Origin of the sequence: Parabacteroides sp. ASF519 (assembly GCF_000364265.2) — a bacterium.
Classification (GTDB): domain Bacteria; phylum Bacteroidota; class Bacteroidia; order Bacteroidales; family Tannerellaceae; genus Parabacteroides; species Parabacteroides goldsteinii.
Genome location: NZ_AQFV02000006.1, coordinates 1,920,058 through 1,944,029, shown reverse-complemented (window position 1 = coordinate 1,944,029; position 23,972 = coordinate 1,920,058). Strand labels below are relative to the sequence as shown.

Here is a 23,972-nt window from a genome sequence, read left to right as displayed (position 1 = left end):
AAACTAAGAAAAAAATATTATTTTGCAAACATATGTGTCTTATCAGAGATAAACAATGACATTTATTCCGATTTTCTTATACTATCTTACGATCGATATGTTTTTAATCACATACAGGCAAAACCAGTTTTACCTTTTCGTCTTCATTATCGGTAGTTTCTAATTTCTCTATTAATACACGTACAGACTCACGACCAATCTCTTTTATAGGAAGATACGCTATATGCATATTAGGAGCCAAAAGTTCAAAACTCGGAGTACTATGCAAGCAAGCCAAACCTATTTTACTGACATCTATATTCCGTTTATAAAAATAGCGTAGTCCTTCCATTCCTAAATAATGCGTAGTAAAATAGAATCCATCGACATCCGGGACCGCATCAAAAATAGTATCCAATACACGAATGATATCTAACTCATACTCATTGCGTGACACCTCTCCATATAAGTGAGGAGAAATAAAACAATCATGTTCGATCAAAGCGGTCTTATATCCTTCATATCTTAAACTCATGGTAAAAAGAGCCGATGCCGTAGTTATAATGGCTATTTTTTTACGGCCTTCATTTATCAGTTTATTAACCAGATTATAACTACACCCGATATTGTCTATAATAATATAATTAGTATTCAATTCCGGAAAAAAACGGTCAATTAAAACAAACGGATATTTTTCTTGTATTAAATTCTCCAATTCACCTTTGGCATAGTTAGTAGGAGCAATGATTAATCCATCAATATTCTTCGATCGTAACATTTGGATTATATTATTTTCTCTTACCGGATTAGATTCGGAACTGCAAAAAGTAACGGTATATCCCAGTTGTTCTGCCACGAGTTCAACCTCCATAGCTACTTGGGCATAAAAAGTATCTCCTATGAAGGGAACAACCAATCCAATTGTTTTCGTTTTACCCGAACTAAGACTTTTAGCAAGATAATTTGGTCTATATTTTACCTGTTTAGCATAATCTATTATTTTTTTCTGAGTAGCCGAACTTATCTTTTGTTCATCACCACGCCCTGACAACACCCATGAAACTGTTGTTTTTGAGACCTTAAGAGCTTCTGCAATATCTTTAAGAGATTTTCCCATCTGTTTTTAATTTGAACAACTTAACCGATCAACTATACATGCAAATATATTATTTAATTCGATACTCTACAATAGTGATGAAAGATCCTTTTCCGGGAAGAGGAATAAAAAAGGCTGGAGTAAACAGATTTCAACAGATAAAGAAAAGAAGCAGATGTTTAAGAGTTTGCTTCAAACGATCAGTCGCATTCTTCAACTGAACTCGTACTGTACTAACAGTCAAACCCATATTATCGGCAATTACATCCACAGTTTTGCCGGCATAGAAATACTCTTCAAAAACAATCCTGCACTTTGAAGGTAATTGATTTACCGCTAAACGTATCTCTTCTTCCGTCTGGCGCATTTCTACATATTGTAATGGAACCGGAGTCGATTGGATATAATTTTCCTGAAAAGCCAACATTTGTTCTTTGTGTTCATCCAAAACATTTTGCTGACTCCTTTGTGCCCGAATGTAATTGAGACACCCGTTCTGAACAGAACGTACTAAATAATAATGAATCGGATACGATAAGGTATCCCGCCTATTCCAGATATTAATAAAAACATCATTTACAATTTCTGCACCTGCCTCTTTATCGACCAGGTAACATAAAGCAACGGCATTCAAGTAGCTATAATAAGTACTGAACAAATCAGAAAAAGCCTTTTCCGAACCTTTTCTGATTTGTTCTATTATATCTTCATTTATACGGCTTATATTCATAATACATCTCCTTGTCGCTTTTTCATCTATATTAGTTCATGAAGAACTATGTCTTTTCAATTTTAATATCTATAAGAATCAATACGTTTGCGTTTTGCGAAAAATTAAAACATTATCATTCATATTACTTCTGATTATTAAAAATTCGAAAAAACATCATAGTTCTTCATGAACTATGTATTTTTAGAGGTTTCATATCCCTTTTCTGCGACAAATATAATATTTATTCACTCACTTTGATGTGTATTTACAAAAACGGAAGGAAGTTTCCTCACGGAAACTTCCTTCCTCCTTGGTGTGTCTAATCAATTATGTTAAAAAATAGGATTTAATCTTATTGTCGATATTACTATAAAGTGATTGGTGTTCCATTATAGAAATCAAGGATCTTGGTACGGAAGATAAAGTTGTACTTTGCCTGTGTCTGTTCAGCCAGACTCTGCGCATACTTCGTCTTTGCTTCGCTATACTCAAATACTGTACTTTTTCCTGCACCATACCGTTCTTCAGCATATGAGAAAGCGACCTTGCTTGCATCGACTGATTTATCGGAAGAGATGTATTTCTCCTGTGCTGCCGTCGCAGTATAATAAGCCTGTTGGATCTCCTTATAAAGTGATTTTTTGCTGTTCTCCATCATTAACTCACGGTTAGTTATGGAGAGACGGGCGGTACGGACGCTGTTACGTACCTGGAAACGGTTGAAGATCGGAATACTCAGACTTAAACCGATTGATTTCTGTCCGTTATTCTTCAACTGATCACTGAACGGAGCGTTATTATAATCGCCGTCACCGAAGTTATGATAGTAACCGGTACTGTAACCGGCACTTAAATTCAGTTTCGGATAATATCCCGCCTGGGCTATACGGAGCGCTTTCTTCTGGCTCTCCAGCAGATACTGCTGTTCCTTGATCTGCGGTTTGAATGTCACGGCATGATCATAGACCTGGTCAGGAGGAATGATACTGCTCATGTAACGTTCAATGGCATCACCGTTTTCCGGTTCCAGCACATCGAAGTTTTCACCGGCACGTTCCAGTTCCAGACTTTGTGCCAGATCCAGTAAAGCCAGTTTCACATTGTTCTGCGATTCTGTCAATGTGACTTCATCTTTTGCCAATTGGGCTTTCATATCGTATAACTGGGAAACAGGGATTTTACCGGCATTATAGAGTGCCTCGGTTTTTGTCACCTGCTCAGAGCTCAGGTCTACCTGCAATTGGGCAATCTTCAACATTTCCTTATTATAAAGAACTTGCAGATAGTAAGAAGCCACATTAATAGACAAGTCCTCCTTTGCCTTATTCAAAGTCTCGATAGATGCTTTCAGGTCCAGCTTGCGGGCAGCAATATCGTTCGGTATTTTCAAACCGTCGAAGATAGGCATGCTCAATTGAATACCGGCTGTCGTATTGGCCGAGTTACGGTCTACGATCAAACCATCTTTCGATTCGGAGCGGCCGAAACCAAAGTTTTCCCCCACACTGGCATTCACACTGGGCAACCAACTATATTTACTGGTGTGTAAGTCCACTTCGCGGCTTTTCTGTTCCAATTCCTTTTGTTTCAGATCTATATTGTTCTCGATAGCGTACCGGATACATTCCTCCAACGACCATTGCTTTGCCGCTTCCTGTGCCCCGGCGGGCAGACAGAAAAGGAATGAGGCCAGCGCTACGGATGATATGATTTGTTTCATCGCTTATTCGTTTTTATTTCTATTACTTATTAGCAGCTACAATACCACCACGAATCTTGTCACCTTCAGACAAACCTTCTTTCACTTCGATCTTGATACCGTCAGACAAACCGACCGTAACAGCACGTTTCTCAAATAATTGTTCCGGCTTTTCCTGTTTTACAATCTGTACGAAAGTAGAGTCTCCGCTGAATTCAACACAACTTTCAGGAACGGTCAGGACATCGGTCGCACGTTTCAGCACGATCTCGGCATTGGCACTGTAACCGGCACGGATAAAGGCATCTTCCGGCATCTGAACGGCCGCTTTGATCTCGAACAGGACGGCACCGTTTTCTTCCACTCCTTTCGGAGCTACATATTCCAGGGTGGCATCAAACGTACGGCTATCCAAAGCACCGACTGTCAGTTTGATAGGCATGCCTTCATGGATACGTCCTACTTCTGTTTCATCCACTTTTCCCCTGAAGATCATATTGTTCATATCGGCTACGGAAGCAATTGTCGTACCGTCATTGAATGTATTCGACTGGATCACCGAGTTTCCGACTTTAATAGGAACATCCAGAATCATACCGGTAATGGTAGAACGAACCTGTGTCGTACTAGACGATGCCGATTTACGTGAAATACCTTCACGGATAATCTCCAATGCATCCTGTGCATTTTCTGCTTCTTCCTGTGCTTTCTTATAATTAGCCAGTGAGGTTTCATAGTCCTCTTTAGATATGACTCCTTGCTTGTGCAGATCTTCATCCCGTTTGTAGGTAGCTTCTATCTGCTCCAGACTGATCTTCGCCACACGGACACGCGATTCAGCACTGTTCAGCTGAACCATTTCAGGGATTACCTTAATCTTTGCAATGATCTCGCCTTCCTTCACCATCTGACCGGCTTCCTTCAGCAATTCGGAGATGATACCGGACATCTGCGGTTTGATAAGTACCTCATCACGCGGTTCTACCTTTCCTGTCGCCACAGTCTTTGTCTCTACCGAGTCGCGTTTGGGAGTTACCACTTCATACATGGTGATGACAGGTTGTGCTTTTTTCCACAAGAAGTAGAAAGTGCCGACCACGGCGGCTCCCACCAATACTAAAAAGATGATTCGCAGGATTTTCTTAACGATACGATTCTTCATAACTATCTTAATTTTCAATTTCCAATTTATAATATTCAATTCCCCTTATTCTTCTCTGATAGCATCAATAGCCTTAATCTGCATGGCTCGCCAGGCCGGAATCAATCCAGCCATAAGTCCGCTGATAAGTAAAACAACGGTTGCGGCTACGGCGGCTCCGATATGTATTTCCGGATTACTGAAGAAAGTGCCCTGAGAATCTGCCGATCCGCTGCTTGCCAATAAATTATTAGCTACATCCAACAGAAAAACTCCGCAACTTAACCCCATCAGTCCGGCCAAAGCCGTAAGCAACAAACTCTCACTCATGATCTGGGATATAATATCGAACGGCTTAGCCCCGATTGCACGGCGTACACCAATCTCGCGGGTACGTTCTTTTACCGTCACCATCATAATGTTACTGACCCCAATGATCCCAGCCAGCAAAGTACCCATTCCAACCAACCATACCAGAATATTGATCCCGGTAAATAGTGTTTCAAAACTATCGAATTGCTTGGCAATCGTAAAACTGCTGACGGCTTGCGGGTCGGTAGGCGATATTTCATTTTGTGATTTCAAAACATCCGTTATATCTTCCACCATCCTGTCGCATGAATAACCGTCATCGGCGGTTGCACACAGGAACCAGAACTTATCCCCTTGGTTGGCCACCTGCTGTAAGGTAGTAAAAGGCAACATGATACTTTCCTCCGTACGTCCTCCGATCTGTACACGTGGCTTAGGTTTCACAACGCCCACGACCTGATAGTAAATGCCATTTACACGGATATACTCTCCGATCGGATCTTCACCGGGAGTGAACAACACTTCGCGCACAATACTACCGATCAGGCAAACCTTACGTTTTTCTTTTACGTCTACCTCATTCAGTAAACGCCCTTCCAGTACGTGCTGCGTTTCTATATTAAAATATTCGGAATGTACACCGCGCACATTATAAGTACCGGCTTTCTGTCCTCTCACCACATTATTTTGTCCGCCCCATGACATAGCCATCGGCGACAAATAACGCACACCTTTCACACGGTTACGGATTGTTTCCAGGTCACGGTTACGCATCTGCCAGTAACGTCCTTTCTTGTAGCCTTTATAAGGCTCGCCGGTACGTTCGGAAAAGAAAAAAGCTGAATTAGTAGCGAAACCATTCACATTCTTCCATACTCCGTTCTTGAAGCCGGTACCCGACCCTAACAGGATAACAAGCATCAGGATTCCCCAAAACACCCCGAACCCGGTCAAGAGGCTTCTGGTCTTGTTGCGGGTGATAGTCACCCATATCTCTACCCAACGGTCTATATCGAACATATCTATCTGTATTTATTCGTTTCTCATGGCTTCGATATCCGTAATTTTCACTGCTTTACGAGCCGGAAAATAACCGGCCAGCACTCCTGCAGCAACAATAAGCAACGTTGACATCAAAGCTACGGTCAGGTCGACCGTAGGATTCAAAAAGGTACTCATATCATCGCTGGAAGAGGCTTGTCCCATCTTGGCATTTTCCATAATGAAGTTAATGCCTTCTGTCAGTCCAACTCCGGCAATCATGCCGACATAACCGAAGACGGCCGTTATCAGGATAGACTCTACGATGATCAGTTTCAGTATGGAAAAAGGAGTTGCTCCAATCGCTTTACGGATACCAAACTCGCGGGTTCGTTCCCGAACAGTAATCAACATGATATTACTGACTCCCACAATACCTGCGGCCAAAGTTCCGATACCAATTATCCAGATAAACAGAGCTATACCATTCAACATCCCGTTAAACATGGCAAAATCTTCAATCGTGCTCCACATACCGATTGCCCGCAGATCTTCCGGATCAAACATATGCCGTTTCCCCATCTGCTGACGGAAACGTTTCTCAAATGCTTCGTATTCCTCTTTGGTATTAATACCATCCAGGGAGAAAATAATATTATCCAACCCATAACCGGAGCGGTAAAGTTGCTGTGCCGTAGAGAAAGGAATATAAGCCGGAGCATTATTATTGTTGTCCTCATCCGTATAAACTCCAACCACCTGATAAGGAACATCGCCAGCATTCACATATTTTCCTAACGGATCCTCCGAACGGAAAAGCACTTCTTTTATACGGGGACTTATAACTATCACTTTTCTTTTCTGAAGTATATCTACTTCATTAATAAAACGTCCGTTACCAACCGTCATTTTAATCTTGTCGATGATAGCTTTATCCGGATGTACCCCCTGTAAAGAATAAGAGTTATATTCTTCTTTATACGAAAGCGTATCGCTTTGGTAAAGGACACCTGATACCAGGTTCACTTCGGGATTCTGCTGTCTCAAGGCCACCAAGTCATCATCTTTATATTCGATCCGTCGGTTGGTCTGCATCCCTTTATAGGGTTTGCTGGCATAACGAGGCCATGTCTCCACACGGTTCCCCGCCCAACGGTCAAAGTTGTGCATGATACCATTCTTCAGTCCGTTGCCAGCTCCCAGCAAAACGATCAGCATGAAGATCCCCCATGCTACGGAAAAGCCGGTAAGGAACGTACGGAGCTTATTCTTTTGAATCGTACTCCATATTTCCCGGAAATTATCAAAGTCGAACATATCCTTCTCCTTTTTCGATGTTTTCTATCAAACCATCCTTTACACGGATAATCTTTTCGGTCACATTGGCTACGGATTGCTCGTGAGTCACGATAATCATAGTCATACCTTCTTTATTTACATTACGCAGAAGTTCCATTACTTCGACCGTCGTTTTACTGTCGAGTGCACCGGTCGGCTCATCAGCCAGAATCACCTGCGGTTTAGCAATCAGGGCACGGGCAATGGCTACACGTTGTTTCTGTCCACCCGACATTTCGTTAGGCATATGTTCCGCCCAGTCTTTCAGTCCGACCATATCCAGATATTCCATTGCCATCGCATTTCGTTTCTTACGGTTTATACCCTGATAATAGAGTGGCAAGGCGACATTCTCCACCGCATTCTTGAAAGAGATCAGATTAAATGACTGGAAAATGAAACCGATCATCTGGTTACGAAGTTCAGCTGCACGGCTTTCGCTGAGGTTCTGAATCAATTGTCCGTTTAAATGATAGGTACCAGTATCGTAAGTATCCAAAATTCCTAGTATGTTCAATAGCGTCGATTTCCCCGAACCGGATGCCCCCATAATGGAAACCATCTCACCTTTTTCGATCTCCAGGTCTATGCCTTTCAAGACATGCAGCGGAGCACCATTGAAATACGTTTTGTTAATTCCTTTCAGCTGAATCATCATATTTGTCATTACTTTTCTTTATTAGACGTACACTTTGTAAAAAATGTTACACATTTAAGAAACTTTTTTACCCTCTGACGCAACAAATATATATTTATATAAGATACCTTGTATCACAAGGTACTAATTTTTACAAGATATTAACTATCGTTTTGTTATCAGATAAACACAAATAATCAAGGAATGCTTACTAAATAAATCGACAACTACGAAATATACTGCATTGCCCCATTCATTTTATTTATAAATTCATCAAATAAAATAGCAGGGAATAACCAAAAACAATATTACATTTGCAAACTATACTTACACTACCTACAAGACTAACCCACAATATGTTATCAATTTTATACAGTTATGTAAGTTATTGTCGACAGCTATCAGCAATATTACTTATAGTTATTAACAAAATTACCGATAGCTATCAACAACATTACTGACAGCTATCGACAATCAGTTTGTTCGGCAGAAAACCAAAACCAGTATCCTATATTATTTACATTCGTACGGTAACTATTATCTGTTTCATTCATCCTTTTGTATATTTGTATCGCCAAAAACAACTTAATCACACCGTATCATGTTTTATTTACATGAAAATAAAAGAATACAGTATGAGACTTACATATATTTATCACAGTGGCTTTGCGATCGAAACAGAAGGATATACTATCCTGATCGATTATTTTAAAGATACGGGGAAAACACCGGATACGGGATTTGTCCACGATGAACTGCTCCGACGCGCGGGTACATTATATATATTATCCTCCCATTTCCATCCGGATCATTTCAACCCGGACGTCCTGAAATGGAAAGAGATTAAGTCGGATATCAAATATATTTTCTCCAAAGATATTCTGAAACGCCACCGGGCGACAGCCGAAGATGCTGTTTACCTTAAGAAAGGGGACGTTTTTGAAGATGAAAATATCCGTATCCGGGCATTCGGTTCGACTGATGTAGGCATTTCTTTCCTGATAGAAGCGGAAGGCAAACTGCTGTTTCATGCCGGCGACCTGAATAACTGGCACTGGAAAGACGAATCGACACCACAGGAAGTGGCTAAAGCCGAAGGCGATTATTTGCGGGAACTGGATATACTGGCTCAGGCAACCGGACATCTGCATCTCGCCATGTTTCCGGTCGATCCGCGTATCGGAACTGATTTTATGCGGGGAGCGGAACAGTTTGTCGACCGGATAAAGACTGACGTTTTAGTCCCTATGCACTTTTGGGAGCGTCCCGCCGAAGTAGTAGCATTCGGCCCTTATGCCGAATCGAAGGGATGCCGTTATATCCTGTTGTCCTATCCCGGAGAAAGCACTGATTTTTAATTTATAAAGAAAACAAGTATGGAAATCAAAAGTAGATTTGATCATTTCAACATCAACGTCCTCGACCTCGAAAGAAGCATTGCTTTCTATAACAAAGCGCTGGGTCTGAAGGAACATCACCGCAAGGAAGCAGCCGACGGCTCTTTCGTTCTCGTTTACCTGACAGACGACCAGACAGGCTTCCTGCTGGAACTGACCTGGCTGAAAGACCGTAACGAGCCGTACGAACTGGGAGATAACGAAAGCCATCTCTGTTTCCGTGCAGCCGGCGATTACGATGAAGTACGCAAATTCCATAAGGAAATGGATTGCGTATGTTACGAAAATACCGCCATGGGATTGTATTTCATTAACGACCCGGACGATTACTGGATCGAAATACTACCGGCTAAATAAAAAAGGTAATACCTTAACCAAAATTGTATCAGCTCTTCACCGGCAATACAATTTTGGTTAACCCGTCATCGAAAGGTTCCTCTTTCCGCCGGTAATAAAATTCATAGGCCGTACCTTCCGGCTCGTATCCTTTCTGCATCATCCAGAAAGTCATCTCGCCATATAAATAATTAATTTCTTCGTAATCGCCTTTAAATAAACAATGCACGACTTTGGATTGCGGTATTACGCGTGACCGGACGTTTTCGTCTCCTTCCATCAGGCAGGACACAGGGAAACAAATTTCCACATCCAGGTCATATATATCCATATTCAGATAATCGTAGTAAATGATAAAAGGCACATCCGTCATATATTCCCCTGTTTTCCGGAGAAGGGCCAGTGCATCCTGACGTTTTCGGGCAAACGTCCACTCTAAATCCTTGTAACTGACTTTCGTACGGGTCGATAAAACAGGTTGTTCCGCCCGGACCATAAGCCGTATGTCTGAAACCTGTGGCATAGTGTTATTCATTAATGGGTTAAGAATCTACCAAATATAAAAAAAACACCTAAAGAACGGTTGTCACCGGAAAGAAAAAAGTTGAAAATGACGTATTTTGATCCGGTTATTAAGTAAAGTTACATTTATTGTCACATTTGAAAACTGATACTATTCAGCATTTTTTTTAATAAAATCATTGCAGCTAAGCATATTCCTCTTATATTTGCTATCCAGAAAGACTCATTATTAATCATAAATATAAAATCATGGAGAAGCCTTATGTAGTAGGTATTGATATAGGTGGTACCAATACTGTTTTCGGCGTAGTAGATGCAAGAGGAACAATCTTGTACAGTGGATCAATCAAAACTGGTAAATATACTGATATAGAAGAATATGTTGCGGAACTGGGACAAGGTCTTTTATCAGTAATCGACCAGGCCGGAGGTCCGGACAAAATCAAAGGTGTCGGCGTAGGAGCTCCTAACGGCAACTTCTTCAACGGTTGTATCGAATTTGCCCCGAACCTTCCATGGAAAGGTAAAATACCTTTGGCACAGTTGATCAGCGAACAAATCGGCGGTATTCCCGTTGCATTGACTAACGACGCCAATGCTGCTGCAATCGGTGAAATGACTTACGGAGCAGCACGTGGTATGAAAGACTTTATCGTTATCACTTTGGGAACAGGTGTAGGTAGCGGTATCGTTATCGGAGGTAATCTGGTTTACGGACATGACGGTTTTGCCGGTGAGTTGGGACACGTGATTATGCGTCGTAACAATGGCCGTCCTTGCGGTTGCGGTCGTCAGGGATGCCTTGAAACATATGCATCCGCTACCGGTGTAGCACGTACAGCCCGTGAATACCTCGAAATCCGCAAAGACGAAAGTCTGTTGCGCGATCTGGATCCGGATGAAATCACTTCAAAAGATGTATTCGATGCAGCCATGAAGAATGATAAACTGGCACTTGAAATCTTCGAATTTACAGGAAATATCCTGGGTGAAGCTTTTGCTGATGCCGTTGCATTCTCAAGCCCGGAAGCCATTATCCTGTTCGGTGGTCTTACCAAGGCAGGCGATCTGATCATGAATCCGATCAAACGTTCTATGGACAAGAACATGCTGAAGGTTTACGAAGGTAAAACAAAACTTCTTTTCTCTCAATTGAAAGAAAGCGATGCTGCCGTATTGGGAGCCAGCGCTTTGGGTTGGGAAGTGAAAGAGTAATCGTATTCACTGGGGTTCTGCCCCGGATCAAGGGCGGCCTGAGGTCGCCCTTCTTTTTTATATATCACTTAATTATCAGAGACATGAACCATCCTTTGCATCAATTTATCTATTGCCCCAAATGTGGAGCCAACACTTTCATCGAACGTAATGAAAAAGCGAAACAGTGTACAACGTGCGGTTTCGTATACTATTTCAATCCTTCTTCGGCAGTAGCCTGTTTCATCCGAAATACCGCCGGAGAGATTCTACTGGTGCGCCGGGCTAAAGAACCAGCCAAAGGGACGCTCGACCTGCCGGGCGGATTCGTCGATATGTTCGAATCAGCAGAAGATGCGGCACACCGCGAAGTAAAAGAAGAAACGGGACTGGATATTACCGAATGCCGTTATCTTTTTTCCATTCCTAATTTATATATGTATTGCGGTTTCGAAGTGCACACGGTAGATATGTTCTTTGAATGCCATGTAAAGGATTTCACAGGTGTCCACGCAGAAGACGATGCAGCCGAAATCGTTATCGTGAAAAAGGAAGAGTTGAAAGCGGAAGAGTTCGGGTTGATGTCGATAAAGAAGGCTATTAGACTTTACAAAAAAAGGTAAGAATCCAACAAGGCGACATCTTCATTTGACGCCCAAGACAATATCTTTAACCTCAAAGATAATAGTTTCCAACGTCTAAAGTCTATTATTTTATCCCCGAAACCTATAGCTTTTAGGAAATGTCATCCCTATGATATTCTATCATTATCGAGGTGATAATCCGGAAAACATATAAAGATTAGCAGCATTCGTTGACTGATTTTGTCATCTAATGACTAAGTTTTATGCGAAAATACATATATCTTTGCAAATAAAGAATTAAAGCCTGGGATAAATGAAAAATCTAACAATAAAAAATATAGGAGCCATAAAAGAAGCTTCAATGGAGTTGAAGAAAGTGAACATGATCATGGGTCCCCAAAGCTCCGGCAAGAGCACTATTTGTAAAATAACTTCTTTTTGCATGTGGATGGAGAAAAAATGCTGTTTATCCCATACTATTGATCCTTTTTTGTCTTCCTCCTTTTTCAACGAGCGATTAATCGAATTTCATAAACTAATCGGATATACATCGGAAGAGAGTTATATCCAATACGAAACAGACACGCTCGTGCTGACTTATGACTTTAAAGAGGCTCCCCGAATTACATGGAAAAACAGGTGTGGATATCACCGTTCGAAGATAGCTTATATTCCGGGAGAAAGAAATATCGTTTCGGTCATAAACAACTGGTTTGAGGTTCGTTTCAAGAATACGAATATCCTTAATTTCATGATAGATTGGGATGATTCCCGCAAGAACTACCGGAAAGAAAATCCTCTCAATGTCATAAATTTGAATATGAAGTATTATTTCGACGATACGACAGGCAGGGACATCGTAACTGTTAATGATGCCAAGTCGTTGGATCTGACAAATACTTCCAGCGGATTACAGTCTTTGATCCCATTGCTGGTATTAACCCACTATCTGATTACTCATTTGAAGGAGATAGACAAGCAAAGCAGTGTTGTAGACGAGCAATCCAAAAGTAAAGTGATCCAAAAGATTTACGAAGAATATTTCGAACTGAAGAACCTTGATTTTCCATCAGAAGGAGGAACTAAATCCATCATCATCGACACGGGTGAGAAAGATCCTGTTGTCGAAATAGAAGACAATAAGATCATAGTCAAAACAGATGCAAAAGAAATACGGCTGTTTGAATCTCAAGAAAAGAAGAAAATATTCGAATCTGTCATTAACCATACGTTCAAAACTCAATCGATAAACCTTTATATCGAGGAACCCGAATTGAATTTATTCCCTCTGGCGCAAAGAGACTTGCTTTATGAACTGGTCAAATTAATTTCGACAAGAGAAAATGATTGCCTGACCCTTACGACCCATAGTCCTTATATTCTATATGCATTAAATAATTGCATGATGGGATATTTAGTAAAAGATCGAATACCGGATGATACACGGAACGAGATTGATTGCCATAATTCATGGATTAATCCGGAACAAGTATCCGTGTGGGAAATAAAAGATGGTTATTTGAAAGGACTAAATGGAGAATTAAATACTACGATTCAACAAGAAGATGGTTTGATAGGCGACAATTATTTTGACTGCAATATGAAAGAGGTAATGGATGATTTTTACAAGATGCTGAATTATTACGGAGATGATAACAACGAAGATTAAAGAAGAGTTTCCTGAACATGAGATAAGGAACTTCGAACAAAGCATATATATATCCGATTATTCTCATCAAACGAAGGAAGAATCTGTTAAAAGGTCGGTTGAAATACATACAAAAAAACCGGCTGATATCGAATCGTTCTTTTTACAGAATGACCAATTATTAAATATTGGGACCATAATTTTTGATAAATCGAGCTTCACAGATGTAGAAGGAAAGTCCCTGTCACAATGTGAGTGTGTAGTTTTTCCGTCACAAGCAAAAGACTCTTCATGGATTATGTTTCTGGAATTAAAATATTGCGAATTTAAAAATGCGGTAAAAAATTCAAATAAGGCTATAAACCAAGTTCGGAACACATATAAATACTACAAAGACAAAGGCGTGATTGGAAATAGACACCTGGTTTATTTGATATTTTCATTACCTAAACAGAATAATACGCCTTTTAAAAATTTTAGTTTGACACAATCTAAACTGACAAAACTAAGAAGCAAAAACATAATCATCAAAGGTATTAATTCTGCTAAAGTTAAAGACCAATACTTTCTGGACGTGTAACTTTGTGAAAAGATTATCGACATAAACGGGAAGAAGAAATGGACGTTATTCTTTGAGTCGTTCGGTATCAATCCTTATATCTGTGTTTATACATCTTAGTGTAGAGCGAGATCCCGCATCAGATCCGGGATGACAGAATAGCATATTCTGACATAGCCATTTTGTTATTTTTTATAAAAAGAGAATATACAATCATAAAAAAACATCATAGTCCTAAAAGAACTCCATACTAAATATTCGGCACAAATGTATTAATAATTTATTACATACTGTTATTTTACGTCAACAAAAGAAGGATTATGCTTTATTTTTAACATTTACAATAACAAGGTATATATAAATGCCCTCTATACTTTAACGTAAACTTCACCCTTTGATTACACTCATATTGTATATTTTAATAGAATCATAAACTAGTTGGTTTTATGTAATATCCCCTAGATTATTTAAGCAATATTTATTAATAGAACAAAAAGCAACATATAGAACACTTGAAAAAACAATCTTATAAAAAAAGTTTTTTAACTCTACTTAACCATGGCGATGCTATTGATAATTATAGTCTTTTTATTCTTGTTTCAACATAGTTCTTTTAGAACTAAGATCAAAAACATCAATAAACGTCAAATCTAAAGTAACTCCACTAACACTAGTATTATTATCAATAAACTCATTAATTATGTTGAAACACTTCAAACCTGTCAGCTTAATTCTTGTCGCAGGAGCAATAACACTTCCTACAAGTGTATATGCTAATTCAGCGCCAGAAAAGCAAGAAACCGCTATTACCCAACAAAGTGGTAAAGTAAACGGTGTTGTAGAAGATGATTTCGGACCTGTTGCCGGAGCGTCAGTAGTGATCAAAGGAACCACCCACGGTAGTATTACCGATATGGATGGTAAATTCAACCTGGAAGGAGTAAAAAACGGAGACATTATCCAGATTTCTTTTATCGGATATGCTACTCAGGAAGTCACCTACACAGGCCAGTCTTCATTAAACATTAAACTAGCAGAAGACACTCAGAAGCTGGACGAAGTAGTCGTAACAGCTTTGGGTATCAAGAAAGATGCCAAGAAATTAGGTTATGCCGTAAGTAATGTATCATCTGAAGAATTAACCAGAACTGGCGGTTCAAACATCGCAACCGGACTTTATGGTAAGGCTACCGGTGTACGTATTCAGGCGGCACCTGGAGGCGGTACATCTGCTGTTTCTATCTCCGTTCGTGGTCTTTCTTCTATTACAGGTAACACTCAGCCGCTGATTATTATGGACGGTGTTCCTGTACATAACAGTAATACAAACAACGATGGCTACTGGGGTAACCAACGTATCAACTCCAACGGTATGGTAGATATCAACCCCGAAGATATTGAGAATATCTCTATCCTAAAAGGAGCTGCCGCTTCTGCCCTATACGGATCGGAAGCAGCCAACGGTGTTGTGATGATTACTACCAAAAAAGCCAAAGCCGGTTCTGGTACACAGATTGACTTCAGTGCAAACGTAAGTTTCGACAAAGTCGCTTATATGCCTGAAATACAAAAGGAATATGGACCGGGTTACGACAACTCGCAATTAGGAAACAGCAGCATGGAAGCTTTAACAGGTTTCCGCCAAACACGTGTAGATCGCAACGGCAATACCATTGTTACACCTAACCGTGAAACTTTTTATTCGTGGGGTGCTAAATACGATCCCAGCAAAATGGTTACTTACTTTGACGGTACACAGCGTGCATTCGCACCGATTGACCACAACCAATGGGCAGATATCTTCCGTACCGGTGTAAACCAAACTTACAACCTGTCGTTGACCAACAGTTCCGAGAAAAACAACGTACGTTTCTCCTACACCTACAACGACGTGAAGGCTATGCAGCTCAACTCTAACAACCATAAGCATAATTTCAACCTGAACGGAACATTCAATGTAACCAATACCATCAAGTTGAATTATACGGCTACATATCAGAACCAGTTTATCAAGAACCGCCCGTATCGTATCAGCCGATTGACCAATAACTTCAGTGGTATGTTCGGAGGTTTTACCGATGTGGCTTACATGCGCGACCATACAGTGACAAGTCTCGGTTACCAAAACAGCACCTATGTCGGTAATGGCGGAACAAGCGATACATTGACGCCAGATGAACAGTTCCTTTACACCCCAATGGGTTCTACCTCATTAATAAGTGAATATTTCTGGAACATCATGGGTAAAGAGCAGCTGGAAGAACACCAGCGTTTCATTGGTGCAGTCAACCCGACTTGGGAAATCATCCCCGGATTAACATTGAACGGTCGTGTAGCTGCCGACTTGACTGTTGACAAAATTGAAAACAAAAACCGTGCAGACAACGCACATGTATTCTCTACCAACGGTCAGTATAGCGACTCTTATGGATTGAATAACAGCCGCTACCAGATTGTTTATAGCGATGTGATGTTGATGTTCGATAGAACATTCAATGAGCTTCATAATGTAACAGCCAACCTGGGTTGGACAGCTCGCCAGGAATCTTATTACAAATCGGATGTTAGCACCAGCCAAGGTCTGACACAAGAAAACTGGTTCCACTTGAACGCCTCTGTCGGAACAAAGAATGCAAGTATGAGCAGAGAAGATTTACTTAAAACAGGAGCTTTTCTGACTGCCAGCTACGGCTACAACGACTGGGGATTCTTAGAAGGTTCTATCCGTCAGGAAAAGACTTCTACTTTGAAGAAAGGCAATAACTCATTCTGGTATCCTTCTGCTAGTGCCAGTATACTCTATACCGAGTTATTTAAAGATCAAATGCCAACTTGGTGGAACTATGGTAAAGTACGTGCTTCTTACGGTATTGTAGGTAATGCCCCTGAACTTTACCGCGCCGTTTTGGCATTCAAACAAGAATCGTTACTGAGAGGATCTACTTATAGCTATAATTACATTGACAAGAAAATCGGCAATGAAAGTATCAAACCGGAAACCAAGTATGAATTTGAAATCGGTTTGGAAAACAAATTCTTTGGAAACCGCTTAGGTATGGAATTCAACTTCTATAGCAATACTATTAAAGACCAAATTCTTCAAACAACCAGTGCCGCATCTATGGGTGCCCAAAGCATGTTGATGAACGTAGGTGAGTTGAGCAACAAGGGTGTTGAATTTAGCGTTTACGGTACTCCAATTGAAAACAAAGACTGGAAGTGGGATTTGCGTGCCAATGTTGCTTGGAACAAAAATACAGTAAATAAACTGGCTGACGGTCTGGATGTATTAAATCACTCAGATGTTGATGGTGGAGCCGCTGTTCTTGAATCACACGTAGGCGAATCTATGGGTGACTGGTACACCTATACTTGGAAAACAGACGAAAACGGTAACTATATCGTTGGCAGCAACGGTCTGTACATAACAGACACATCTGAACGCCACAAAGTAGGTAACGCCATGCCGAAAGTTACCGGAGGTTTCGGTACAAGCTTAAGCTATAAGAACTTTACTTTGGATATGGCTTTCGATTTCCGTTTCGGTGGCGATGTACTGAACACTCCTTGGCAATACATGATGTGTGCAGGTAATATTACCGACGCCGTTGGGGTTCGCGACCATACAACAGGAGGTTTGTTCTATTACAGCGACGCTGAAAATATGGACAACAAAAGTGCCATCCATGTGGTTAACCCGAGCGAAATAAGCAACTACAAACGCGGCGAAACAATGATTAACGGCCATTACGTTTGGGACAACGGTCTGATCTTACCAGGTGTAAAAGAAGACGGTACTCCGAACGACATCGTTGTAACCCAGATGGAAGCATACATCTCCCAATATGGTTGGGGTACCAGTGCAACCAAAACTTATCAAGATGCTATCCAAAAGAACAGCTACATCAAATGTCGTGAAATCAGTTTGGGCTATACACTGCCGAAAGACTTGACCAAGAAGTTCGCTTGCAATAACCTGACAGTCTCTGCTTTCGTACGCAACCCATTCTATGTATATCGTACATTAAAATTGTTCGATTCGGAAGCGACAGACGGTACTAACTGGATCTATCAGGCACAATTAGGCGGTTCAACAGCCAGTGCACGTACATTCGGTTTCTCTGTTCGTGCAAACTTCTAATTTACATTTTATTAAATCAGATTAAAAAGAAGAATTTATGAAAAAGATATTTTCATTGTTAGCAGGAGGAATCGCACTAGTATCGCTTGCCTCTTCATGCGCCGATTCAGCGTATGACGATAAGTATGCAGATCCTTCTCAAACAGCAACAGTAGGTGTACCTCAAGTATTTACCGGTGTAATGTTTAAAGGGAATACTTGGATGAACCCAATTTATTATCGTCATTGGATACAATCAACTACCTCCGGTCTGTTCTCTGGAGTTATCGGTACAACCAATTCGCGTGCCCGCTATATGGGTTCCGGTGAAGGACGTTACGATGACCGTTGGAAAGACTTTTACGATATGTTAACCCAGCAGCGCTTGTTGGAATACAACTATGAAAATCTTTCCGAAACAGAAAAACCCTCAAACATTATATTCTATTATCTGGGCCGTACGCTGGTACAATCGCAATTGCATGAAATGCTGTCCATATTCGGCGATGTTCCTTACAATGGCGCCGGTACACTTTGGAAAGATGGTGACTACAATGCTGCCAAAGAAAAATGCGTTTACGATGACGATGTAGCACTTTACAAGCAGATCCTTGTCGACCTAAAAGAAGTTGGAGACTATTTTGCCAGTGGCAATGTAAATACAGTCGGTCTTACCTCATTAAGCCGTCAAGACTACACAATCGCGGCCGGCGATGCTACATTATGGCAAAAATATGTCAACTCGCTCCGTCTGCGTATTGCGCTTCATTTGTCTACTGCCGGCGATTGCACAGCAGAAGCCCATGCAGCCATTGCTGAAATTCTGAACAATCCGAGCCAATACCCATTGATTGACAACAATACAGAAAACATGGGTGTAACAGCTAATACACAAAAGGATGATTTCAATTTCGGTAAAAGCTTCTCGCAGGCACTTCGTTCAAGCGGTATGGCAGCTTGTTCACAAACTATTCTGGATGCTATGAACTTGCCGGCAAACGGCATTCCTGATGAAAACACTGACCCTCGTCTGGAAGTTATGTACGATTGTAATCCTGACGGTCAATACATCGCTTATGATGTTATGATGACTGAAGCTGAAATCACAACTTTAACAGACGAAAAACGGAAAGAATATGTACAAAGAGGCATGCCTCAAGCCAACTATTTCTGCGAAATCGACACAATCGCAGCTGCCGGTTGGGCCGAATACCAGGGTAATGAAAACTTTTTCGGTCTATGGCTGAGTGCAGCCGAAGTAAGTTTCAGCAAAGCAGAAGCCTATTTGATGGGATATGGCGTAGGAACCGATGCCAACAAAGCGAAAGCAAATTTCATTGAAGGAGTGAAACAGTCTACCGAATACTATTGGAACTTGAAGGAAAACAGCTCGCTTCATAAAGATGGTAACGATAGCTACAGAGGATTCCGTCCATTGGTAAGGCCGACAAACGATGCGATTGCAGCCTATGCCGAAAGCATCTGGAAACCGACACAGGAAGCTATCTGTACACAGTTATGGCTGAACTTCGGTTTCATAAACAAGTTGGAAGCATGGAATGTAGTACGCCGTACAGGTTATCCAGTTGTTGAATTTGCAACAGACAATCAGATATCAAATTATCCGACACCGCCTAACCGTTTGCCTTATCCGAACAATGAGTTGACTTACAACAGCGAAAACTGCCAAGCTGCTATCGCTAAAAACTATGAAGAGCCAAGTGGTTATTACACCAACCTCTTCTGGGCTAAGAAGACTTATTATAAGATGGTTAGATAAACAACTAGTACATTAATAAAAAAGGTGGTGTGTCACTTCACTTTGACACGCCACCCTCTTATAAAAACTTTATTAACACTTTAAATACAGTTAATTATGAGAAGAATTGTTTTTATTCTTTCCCTTATCCTAATAATAGGAATACAAACAGAAGCACAATATATCTATGAAGGAGCTTGTATTGATGTTATCCAACAAGATCCGACACAGAGTCTATATTATCAATTCAATAATAATAATGTTCTGCCTATTTATAGCTCATTTGTAACACCTAATATCGTAAATGGTTACACACAAAGCATAACTATTTCTGACACAGAAATAGAAATTCTTTATTTTAAGAATAAACAAACCGGTTATTACGATCTACCCATTCAAGTAGAAAGCAGCGGTCATATATACAACTGCTACATCCGAATACAATTCATCAAGAAATAACGATATTTTCCACTATAATTATATAAAACATAATTGATGGTAAATGTGGAAACCGAAACCGCCCCGAAGTGATTCGCGGCGGTTTTATTTTTATGATCCCTCCCACCCACCAAGCGCAAAACGCCCCCTTCAGCCAAAAATGTGTTCACGGGAAACCAGTTAAATATACACAAATATCCTTATCGATTTTAACACAAAAATCGCCGTTTTACCTCCGTATTAGCTCCAGTGAAGCTCCACTTAACCTCCACTTAAACTCCACTCCCTGGGATTGGTGTTAAAATGGAGGTAAAACTTTAACAAAAGGGGCCTTCAAGGACGGTTTATGTTAACGCGATTTTAACACGTTTTTTTCAGGTGCTGTTATAAGGAGTGTAGGGATATTCCCCTTTTTTAGCAAGCAAGCATATAAATCGGTGTTTTTTATGTAAGTTTGCAACTTAGAACTAACAGAGACTGTTTATTATCTGTATATTAAAGCGAAGGAGCGATGAAAAGAATACTTATTCCACTGTGCCTGGTGGTAGGAAGTCATGTGGCTAGCGGGCAACGGTCGTACCAGTTTGAGGCACCGGACCGTTTGTTCATAGAAGGTAAAGAATTGTTTAGTTTAAAGAACTATCCGGGTTGTATCGATAAGCTGGAAGCTTATAAACAGCATGCAAAAGATGCCGACCTGATCCAGGAAGCTGACTATATGATCGTATATGCAGCTTATGAACAGGGACGTCCTAATGCCGACGAACTATTGAAAGATTATCTGGAAGATTATCCGGCTTCACGCCATAGCGATGAAGTGAATTTCCTGATCGGTTCCATTCATTTCGAACGCGGGGAATACCAGAAAGCTATTTTCTGGTTCAACGAATCGGATATAGACATGCTCAGTCCGGAGCAACAGGAGGCTTACAGCTTCCGGCTGGCCTATTCATTATTGCAGACCGGCGAGATGGATAAGGCACGCGGATATTTTTCGCGGATACAGCAAATCGGTACCAAGTACCGTGAAGCGTCCACCTATTATGTGGCCTATATCGATTATGCAACCGGCAAATACAATAACGCGTTGGTAGAGTTCAGCCGCCTGAAAGAGATGCCGGATTACCGCGAGCAATCCTTGTACTATATTACACAGATCTATTTCATACAGAATAAATATGAAAAGGTAGTGAGCGAAGGGGAAGAACTTCTCTCCTCCTATCCGAACAGCAAGAATAACAGCGAAGTGTACCGTATCCTGGGTAATTCCTATTACCATTTGGGCAACCAGGACAAGGCGACCAACATGTTGAGCAAATATGTATCGTCGACCGACAGCCCGTTAAGAGGAGATTTGTACATTCTGGGTGTTTGCTATTTCAATAAAGGGAATTACAGCAGTGCCGTAAACGCCTTGTCGCAGACAGTACGCGAAAACGACGCACTCTCGCAGAATGCCTACCTCTATCTCGGGCAGTCTTACCTGAAACTGAAAGACAAGAACAATGCCCGTATGGCTTTCGAGGCTGCGGCAACCTCTTCATTCGACAAACAGATTCAGGAAGTAGCCATGTTCAATTATGCGCTGCTGATCCATGAAACTGCCTTTACCGGATTCGGCGAATCTGTTACGATCTTCGAAGATTTCCTGAATGATTTCCCGAACTCTCAATATGCCGACAAAGTAAACGACTACCTGGTGGAAGTCTACCTGACAACCAAGAACTACCAGGCAGCCCTCAACTCTATCAATAAGATCAATCATCCGAGCACCAAGATACTGGAAGCCAAACAGGACATTCTGTTCCAGCTGGGAACACAGGCTTTCACCAACATGAAGCTGGATGAAGCGGTCGACCTGTTCTCAAAAGCTATCAACCTTGGTTCTTATAATATGGAATCGCGCAATGACGCTTATTTCTGGCGCGGCGAATCCTATTATCGCAAAGGAGATTATCGCCAAGCTATTTCAGACTACCGTACTTATCTGAACAACACCCGCCAGCGGAATACAGATATGTACGCATTGGCCCATTATAACCTGGGATATTGTTATTTCAAACTCAAAGAATACGGAGAGGCACAAAACCGTTTCCGCCAGTATATCAATCTGGAAAACAACCAGCAGGCACCGGCATTGGCAGATGCTTACAACCGTATCGGCGACTGCCTGTACCAGAACCGCCAGTTTGCACAGGCTGAAGAAAACTATACACATGCCGCCCAATTGCAACCGTCTTCCGGCGACTATTCCGTTTACCAGAAAGGCTTCCTGCTGGGCTTGCAGAAAGATTACCGGGGGAAGATCAGCGCAATGGACCGCCTGCTCCGCGATTATCCGGAATCACAATATGTGGACGATGCGTTGTTCGAAAAAGGACGTACCTATGTATTGCTTGAAAACAGTTCACAAGCTGCACAGGCATTCGAGACATTGATACAGCAATTCCCGCAAAGCAGCCTTGCCCGTAAAGCCGGCATCCAGTTAGGATTGCTTTACTTCAACGACAACCAACCCGAAAAAGCGGCTACAGCCTATAAGCAAGTGATCAGCAATTATCCGGGTAGCGAAGAAGCCAGAGTGGCTTTACAAGACTTAAAGTCGGTTTACATCGACCTGAACGACATCAATTCGTATGCCAACTACGTCAACTCACTGGGTGGAAATATCCGTCTGGAAGTCGGCGAACAGGATTCGCTTACCTATATTGCCGCCGAGAAACTCTTCAACCGTGGCAACAACGAAGAAGCACGCCGCAGCCTGATCAACTATTTGCAGACCTTCCCCGAAGGCGCTTTCAGCTCGAATGCGAACTATTATCTGGGAAGCATCGCCTTTAGCAAGAAAGAATACGACGAAGCACTTCAGCGTTTCAAATCGGTTATCGAGAGCGGAGATACCAAATTCCTTGAAGAATCGGTGGCCCGCACGGCAGAAATGCAATACCTCACTCAGGACTTCCCTGCTGCGCTGGAAAGCTTCAAGCGCTTACAGATCATAGCCGAAAATCCGGAGAACAAGCAAGCTGCCCGTTTAGGCATCATGCGTTGTGCTTTACAGACCGGACAACAGGAGGAAGCTCAACTGGCAGCCAACGAATTGCTGAAAGATCCGAAACTGTCACCCGAAGTGGAAGCCGAAGCCCGTTATATCCGTGCTAAAGCCTACATCGACCACAAACAGCCGGCTAAAGCCGTCGAAGACCTGACAATTCTCAGCAAAGACACCCGTACGGTACACGGTGCCGAAGCTAAATACCTGCTGGCCCAGTACTTCTACGATACCAACGACGATAAGAATGCGGAAAAGATCCTGGAAGACTTCGCCAAGAACGGCACGCCTCACCAGTACTGGCTGGCACGCGGTTTCATCCTTTGGGCCGATATTTATATCCGCCAGGGAGACGACCTTCAGGCACGTGCTTATCTGAACAACCTGAAGAACAACTATAAGGGTGATGACGAAATCGCCGCTATGATTGAGGACAGATTAGGTAAACTAAAGCAATAATAGAATACA

Annotated in this window: 18 protein-coding genes; 10 read left to right on the top strand and 8 right to left on the bottom strand. The window is 41.5% G+C overall.

Annotated features, from left to right (window positions below; all coding sequences use genetic code 11):
* Positions 1 to 103 precede the first annotated feature (103 nt).
* The 7 genes from C825_RS07525 to C825_RS07495 all read right to left on the bottom strand — a co-directional run bounded on the left by C825_RS07525 (position 104) and on the right by C825_RS07495 (position 7,913).
* A complete protein-coding gene (locus C825_RS07525) occupies positions 104 to 1,096 on the bottom strand; it encodes a LacI family DNA-binding transcriptional regulator (RefSeq protein WP_010802019.1) in 993 nt (330 codons plus the stop codon).
* Positions 1,097 to 1,226: 130 nt separating this feature from the next.
* Positions 1,227 to 1,805 (bottom strand): RNA polymerase sigma-70 factor, encoded by a 579-nt coding sequence (locus C825_RS07520; RefSeq protein ID WP_010802018.1) that lies wholly within the window; start codon positions 1,803 to 1,805, stop codon positions 1,227 to 1,229.
* 349 nt (positions 1,806 to 2,154) lie between these two features.
* Positions 2,155 to 3,507 (bottom strand): TolC family protein, encoded by a 1,353-nt coding sequence (locus C825_RS07515; protein WP_010802017.1) that lies wholly within the window; start codon positions 3,505 to 3,507, stop codon positions 2,155 to 2,157.
* A gap of 22 nt (positions 3,508 to 3,529) precedes the next feature.
* On the bottom strand, positions 3,530 to 4,648 hold the full coding sequence (locus C825_RS07510) for an efflux RND transporter periplasmic adaptor subunit (RefSeq protein ID WP_007654793.1): 1,119 nt from the start codon (positions 4,646 to 4,648) through the stop codon (positions 3,530 to 3,532).
* A gap of 45 nt (positions 4,649 to 4,693) precedes the next feature.
* Entirely contained in the window at positions 4,694 to 5,959 is a 1,266-nt protein-coding gene (locus C825_RS07505; protein WP_007654795.1) for an ABC transporter permease, read from the bottom strand.
* A 12-nt stretch (positions 5,960 to 5,971) separates the two neighbouring features.
* The gene (locus C825_RS07500; RefSeq protein WP_010802016.1) at positions 5,972 to 7,237 is read right to left on the bottom strand and encodes an ABC transporter permease; all 1,266 of its coding nucleotides are present in this window, start codon (positions 7,235 to 7,237) and stop codon (positions 5,972 to 5,974) included.
* The gene (locus C825_RS07495; protein WP_044214882.1) at positions 7,224 to 7,913 is read right to left on the bottom strand and encodes an ABC transporter ATP-binding protein; all 690 of its coding nucleotides are present in this window, start codon (positions 7,911 to 7,913) and stop codon (positions 7,224 to 7,226) included. Before C825_RS07495 ends, C825_RS07500 begins: the two co-directional genes overlap by 14 nt.
* Before the next feature lie 617 nt (positions 7,914 to 8,530).
* On the opposite strand from C825_RS07495, the gene C825_RS07490 reads away from it, so the two are divergent.
* Both C825_RS07490 and C825_RS07485 read left to right on the top strand, forming a co-directional pair.
* Positions 8,531 to 9,253: an MBL fold metallo-hydrolase gene (locus tag C825_RS07490; protein ID WP_010802015.1), complete on the top strand. Its 723-nt coding sequence runs from the start codon at positions 8,531 to 8,533 to the stop codon at positions 9,251 to 9,253.
* 18 nt (positions 9,254 to 9,271) lie between these two features.
* Entirely contained in the window at positions 9,272 to 9,649 is a 378-nt protein-coding gene (locus C825_RS07485) for a VOC family protein (protein WP_010802014.1), read from the top strand.
* A gap of 28 nt (positions 9,650 to 9,677) precedes the next feature.
* Here C825_RS07485 and C825_RS07480 read toward each other — a convergent pair whose 3' ends face one another.
* Positions 9,678 to 10,151 carry a GyrI-like domain-containing protein gene (locus tag C825_RS07480; RefSeq protein ID WP_010802013.1) on the bottom strand — a complete coding sequence of 158 codons (474 nt, stop codon included), beginning with the start codon at positions 10,149 to 10,151 and terminating at the stop codon, positions 9,678 to 9,680.
* Between the two features lie 248 nt (positions 10,152 to 10,399).
* Between C825_RS07480 and C825_RS07475 the strand changes: the two genes are divergently transcribed.
* The 8 genes from C825_RS07475 to C825_RS07440 all read left to right on the top strand — a co-directional run bounded on the left by C825_RS07475 (position 10,400) and on the right by C825_RS07440 (position 23,963).
* Positions 10,400 to 11,365: an ROK family protein gene (locus tag C825_RS07475; RefSeq protein WP_007654811.1), complete on the top strand. Its 966-nt coding sequence runs from the start codon at positions 10,400 to 10,402 to the stop codon at positions 11,363 to 11,365.
* A gap of 83 nt (positions 11,366 to 11,448) precedes the next feature.
* Positions 11,449 to 11,967, top strand: a complete 519-nt coding sequence (locus tag C825_RS07470) for an NUDIX domain-containing protein (RefSeq protein ID WP_010802012.1) — start codon at positions 11,449 to 11,451, stop codon at positions 11,965 to 11,967.
* A 274-nt stretch (positions 11,968 to 12,241) separates the two neighbouring features.
* Positions 12,242 to 13,597 carry an ATP-binding protein gene (locus C825_RS07465; protein WP_007654815.1) on the top strand — a complete coding sequence of 452 codons (1,356 nt, stop codon included), beginning with the start codon at positions 12,242 to 12,244 and terminating at the stop codon, positions 13,595 to 13,597.
* Positions 13,578 to 14,156: a hypothetical protein gene (locus C825_RS07460; protein ID WP_007654816.1), complete on the top strand. Its 579-nt coding sequence runs from the start codon at positions 13,578 to 13,580 to the stop codon at positions 14,154 to 14,156. Before C825_RS07465 ends, C825_RS07460 begins: the two co-directional genes overlap by 20 nt.
* Before the next feature lie 679 nt (positions 14,157 to 14,835).
* The gene (locus C825_RS07455; RefSeq protein WP_007654817.1) at positions 14,836 to 18,276 is read left to right on the top strand and encodes a SusC/RagA family TonB-linked outer membrane protein; all 3,441 of its coding nucleotides are present in this window, start codon (positions 14,836 to 14,838) and stop codon (positions 18,274 to 18,276) included.
* Positions 18,277 to 18,313: 37 nt separating this feature from the next.
* The gene (locus tag C825_RS07450) at positions 18,314 to 20,035 is read left to right on the top strand and encodes a SusD/RagB family nutrient-binding outer membrane lipoprotein (RefSeq protein WP_007654818.1); all 1,722 of its coding nucleotides are present in this window, start codon (positions 18,314 to 18,316) and stop codon (positions 20,033 to 20,035) included.
* 96 nt (positions 20,036 to 20,131) lie between these two features.
* On the top strand, positions 20,132 to 20,473 hold the full coding sequence (locus C825_RS07445) for a hypothetical protein (RefSeq protein WP_007654819.1): 342 nt from the start codon (positions 20,132 to 20,134) through the stop codon (positions 20,471 to 20,473).
* A 490-nt stretch (positions 20,474 to 20,963) separates the two neighbouring features.
* The gene (locus C825_RS07440; protein ID WP_010802011.1) at positions 20,964 to 23,963 is read left to right on the top strand and encodes a tetratricopeptide repeat protein; all 3,000 of its coding nucleotides are present in this window, start codon (positions 20,964 to 20,966) and stop codon (positions 23,961 to 23,963) included.
* Positions 23,964 to 23,972: the final 9 nt, after the last annotated feature.

What these genes read in the sequence shown, in the direction of transcription:
- C825_RS07525 (WP_010802019.1), bottom strand. Translation starts at nt 1,096, where the DNA reads ATGGGAAAATCTCTTAAAGATATTGCAGAAGCTCTTAAGGTCTCAAAA.
- C825_RS07520 (WP_010802018.1), bottom strand. Translation starts at nt 1,805, where the DNA reads ATGAATATAAGCCGTATAAATGAAGATATAATAGAACAAATCAGAAAA.
- C825_RS07515 (WP_010802017.1), bottom strand. Translation starts at nt 3,507, where the DNA reads ATGAAACAAATCATATCATCCGTAGCGCTGGCCTCATTCCTTTTCTGT.
- C825_RS07510 (WP_007654793.1), bottom strand. Translation starts at nt 4,648, where the DNA reads ATGAAGAATCGTATCGTTAAGAAAATCCTGCGAATCATCTTTTTAGTA.
- C825_RS07505 (WP_007654795.1), bottom strand. Translation starts at nt 5,959, where the DNA reads ATGTTCGATATAGACCGTTGGGTAGAGATATGGGTGACTATCACCCGC.
- C825_RS07500 (WP_010802016.1), bottom strand. Translation starts at nt 7,237, where the DNA reads ATGTTCGACTTTGATAATTTCCGGGAAATATGGAGTACGATTCAAAAG.
- C825_RS07495 (WP_044214882.1), bottom strand. Translation starts at nt 7,913, where the DNA reads ATGATTCAGCTGAAAGGAATTAACAAAACGTATTTCAATGGTGCTCCG.
- C825_RS07490 (WP_010802015.1), top strand. Translation starts at nt 8,531, where the DNA reads ATGAGACTTACATATATTTATCACAGTGGCTTTGCGATCGAAACAGAA.
- C825_RS07485 (WP_010802014.1), top strand. Translation starts at nt 9,272, where the DNA reads ATGGAAATCAAAAGTAGATTTGATCATTTCAACATCAACGTCCTCGAC.
- C825_RS07480 (WP_010802013.1), bottom strand. Translation starts at nt 10,151, where the DNA reads ATGCCACAGGTTTCAGACATACGGCTTATGGTCCGGGCGGAACAACCT.
- C825_RS07475 (WP_007654811.1), top strand. Translation starts at nt 10,400, where the DNA reads ATGGAGAAGCCTTATGTAGTAGGTATTGATATAGGTGGTACCAATACT.
- C825_RS07470 (WP_010802012.1), top strand. Translation starts at nt 11,449, where the DNA reads ATGAACCATCCTTTGCATCAATTTATCTATTGCCCCAAATGTGGAGCC.
- C825_RS07465 (WP_007654815.1), top strand. Translation starts at nt 12,242, where the DNA reads ATGAAAAATCTAACAATAAAAAATATAGGAGCCATAAAAGAAGCTTCA.
- C825_RS07460 (WP_007654816.1), top strand. Translation starts at nt 13,578, where the DNA reads ATGATAACAACGAAGATTAAAGAAGAGTTTCCTGAACATGAGATAAGG.
- C825_RS07455 (WP_007654817.1), top strand. Translation starts at nt 14,836, where the DNA reads ATGTTGAAACACTTCAAACCTGTCAGCTTAATTCTTGTCGCAGGAGCA.
- C825_RS07450 (WP_007654818.1), top strand. Translation starts at nt 18,314, where the DNA reads ATGAAAAAGATATTTTCATTGTTAGCAGGAGGAATCGCACTAGTATCG.
- C825_RS07445 (WP_007654819.1), top strand. Translation starts at nt 20,132, where the DNA reads ATGAGAAGAATTGTTTTTATTCTTTCCCTTATCCTAATAATAGGAATA.
- C825_RS07440 (WP_010802011.1), top strand. Translation starts at nt 20,964, where the DNA reads ATGAAAAGAATACTTATTCCACTGTGCCTGGTGGTAGGAAGTCATGTG.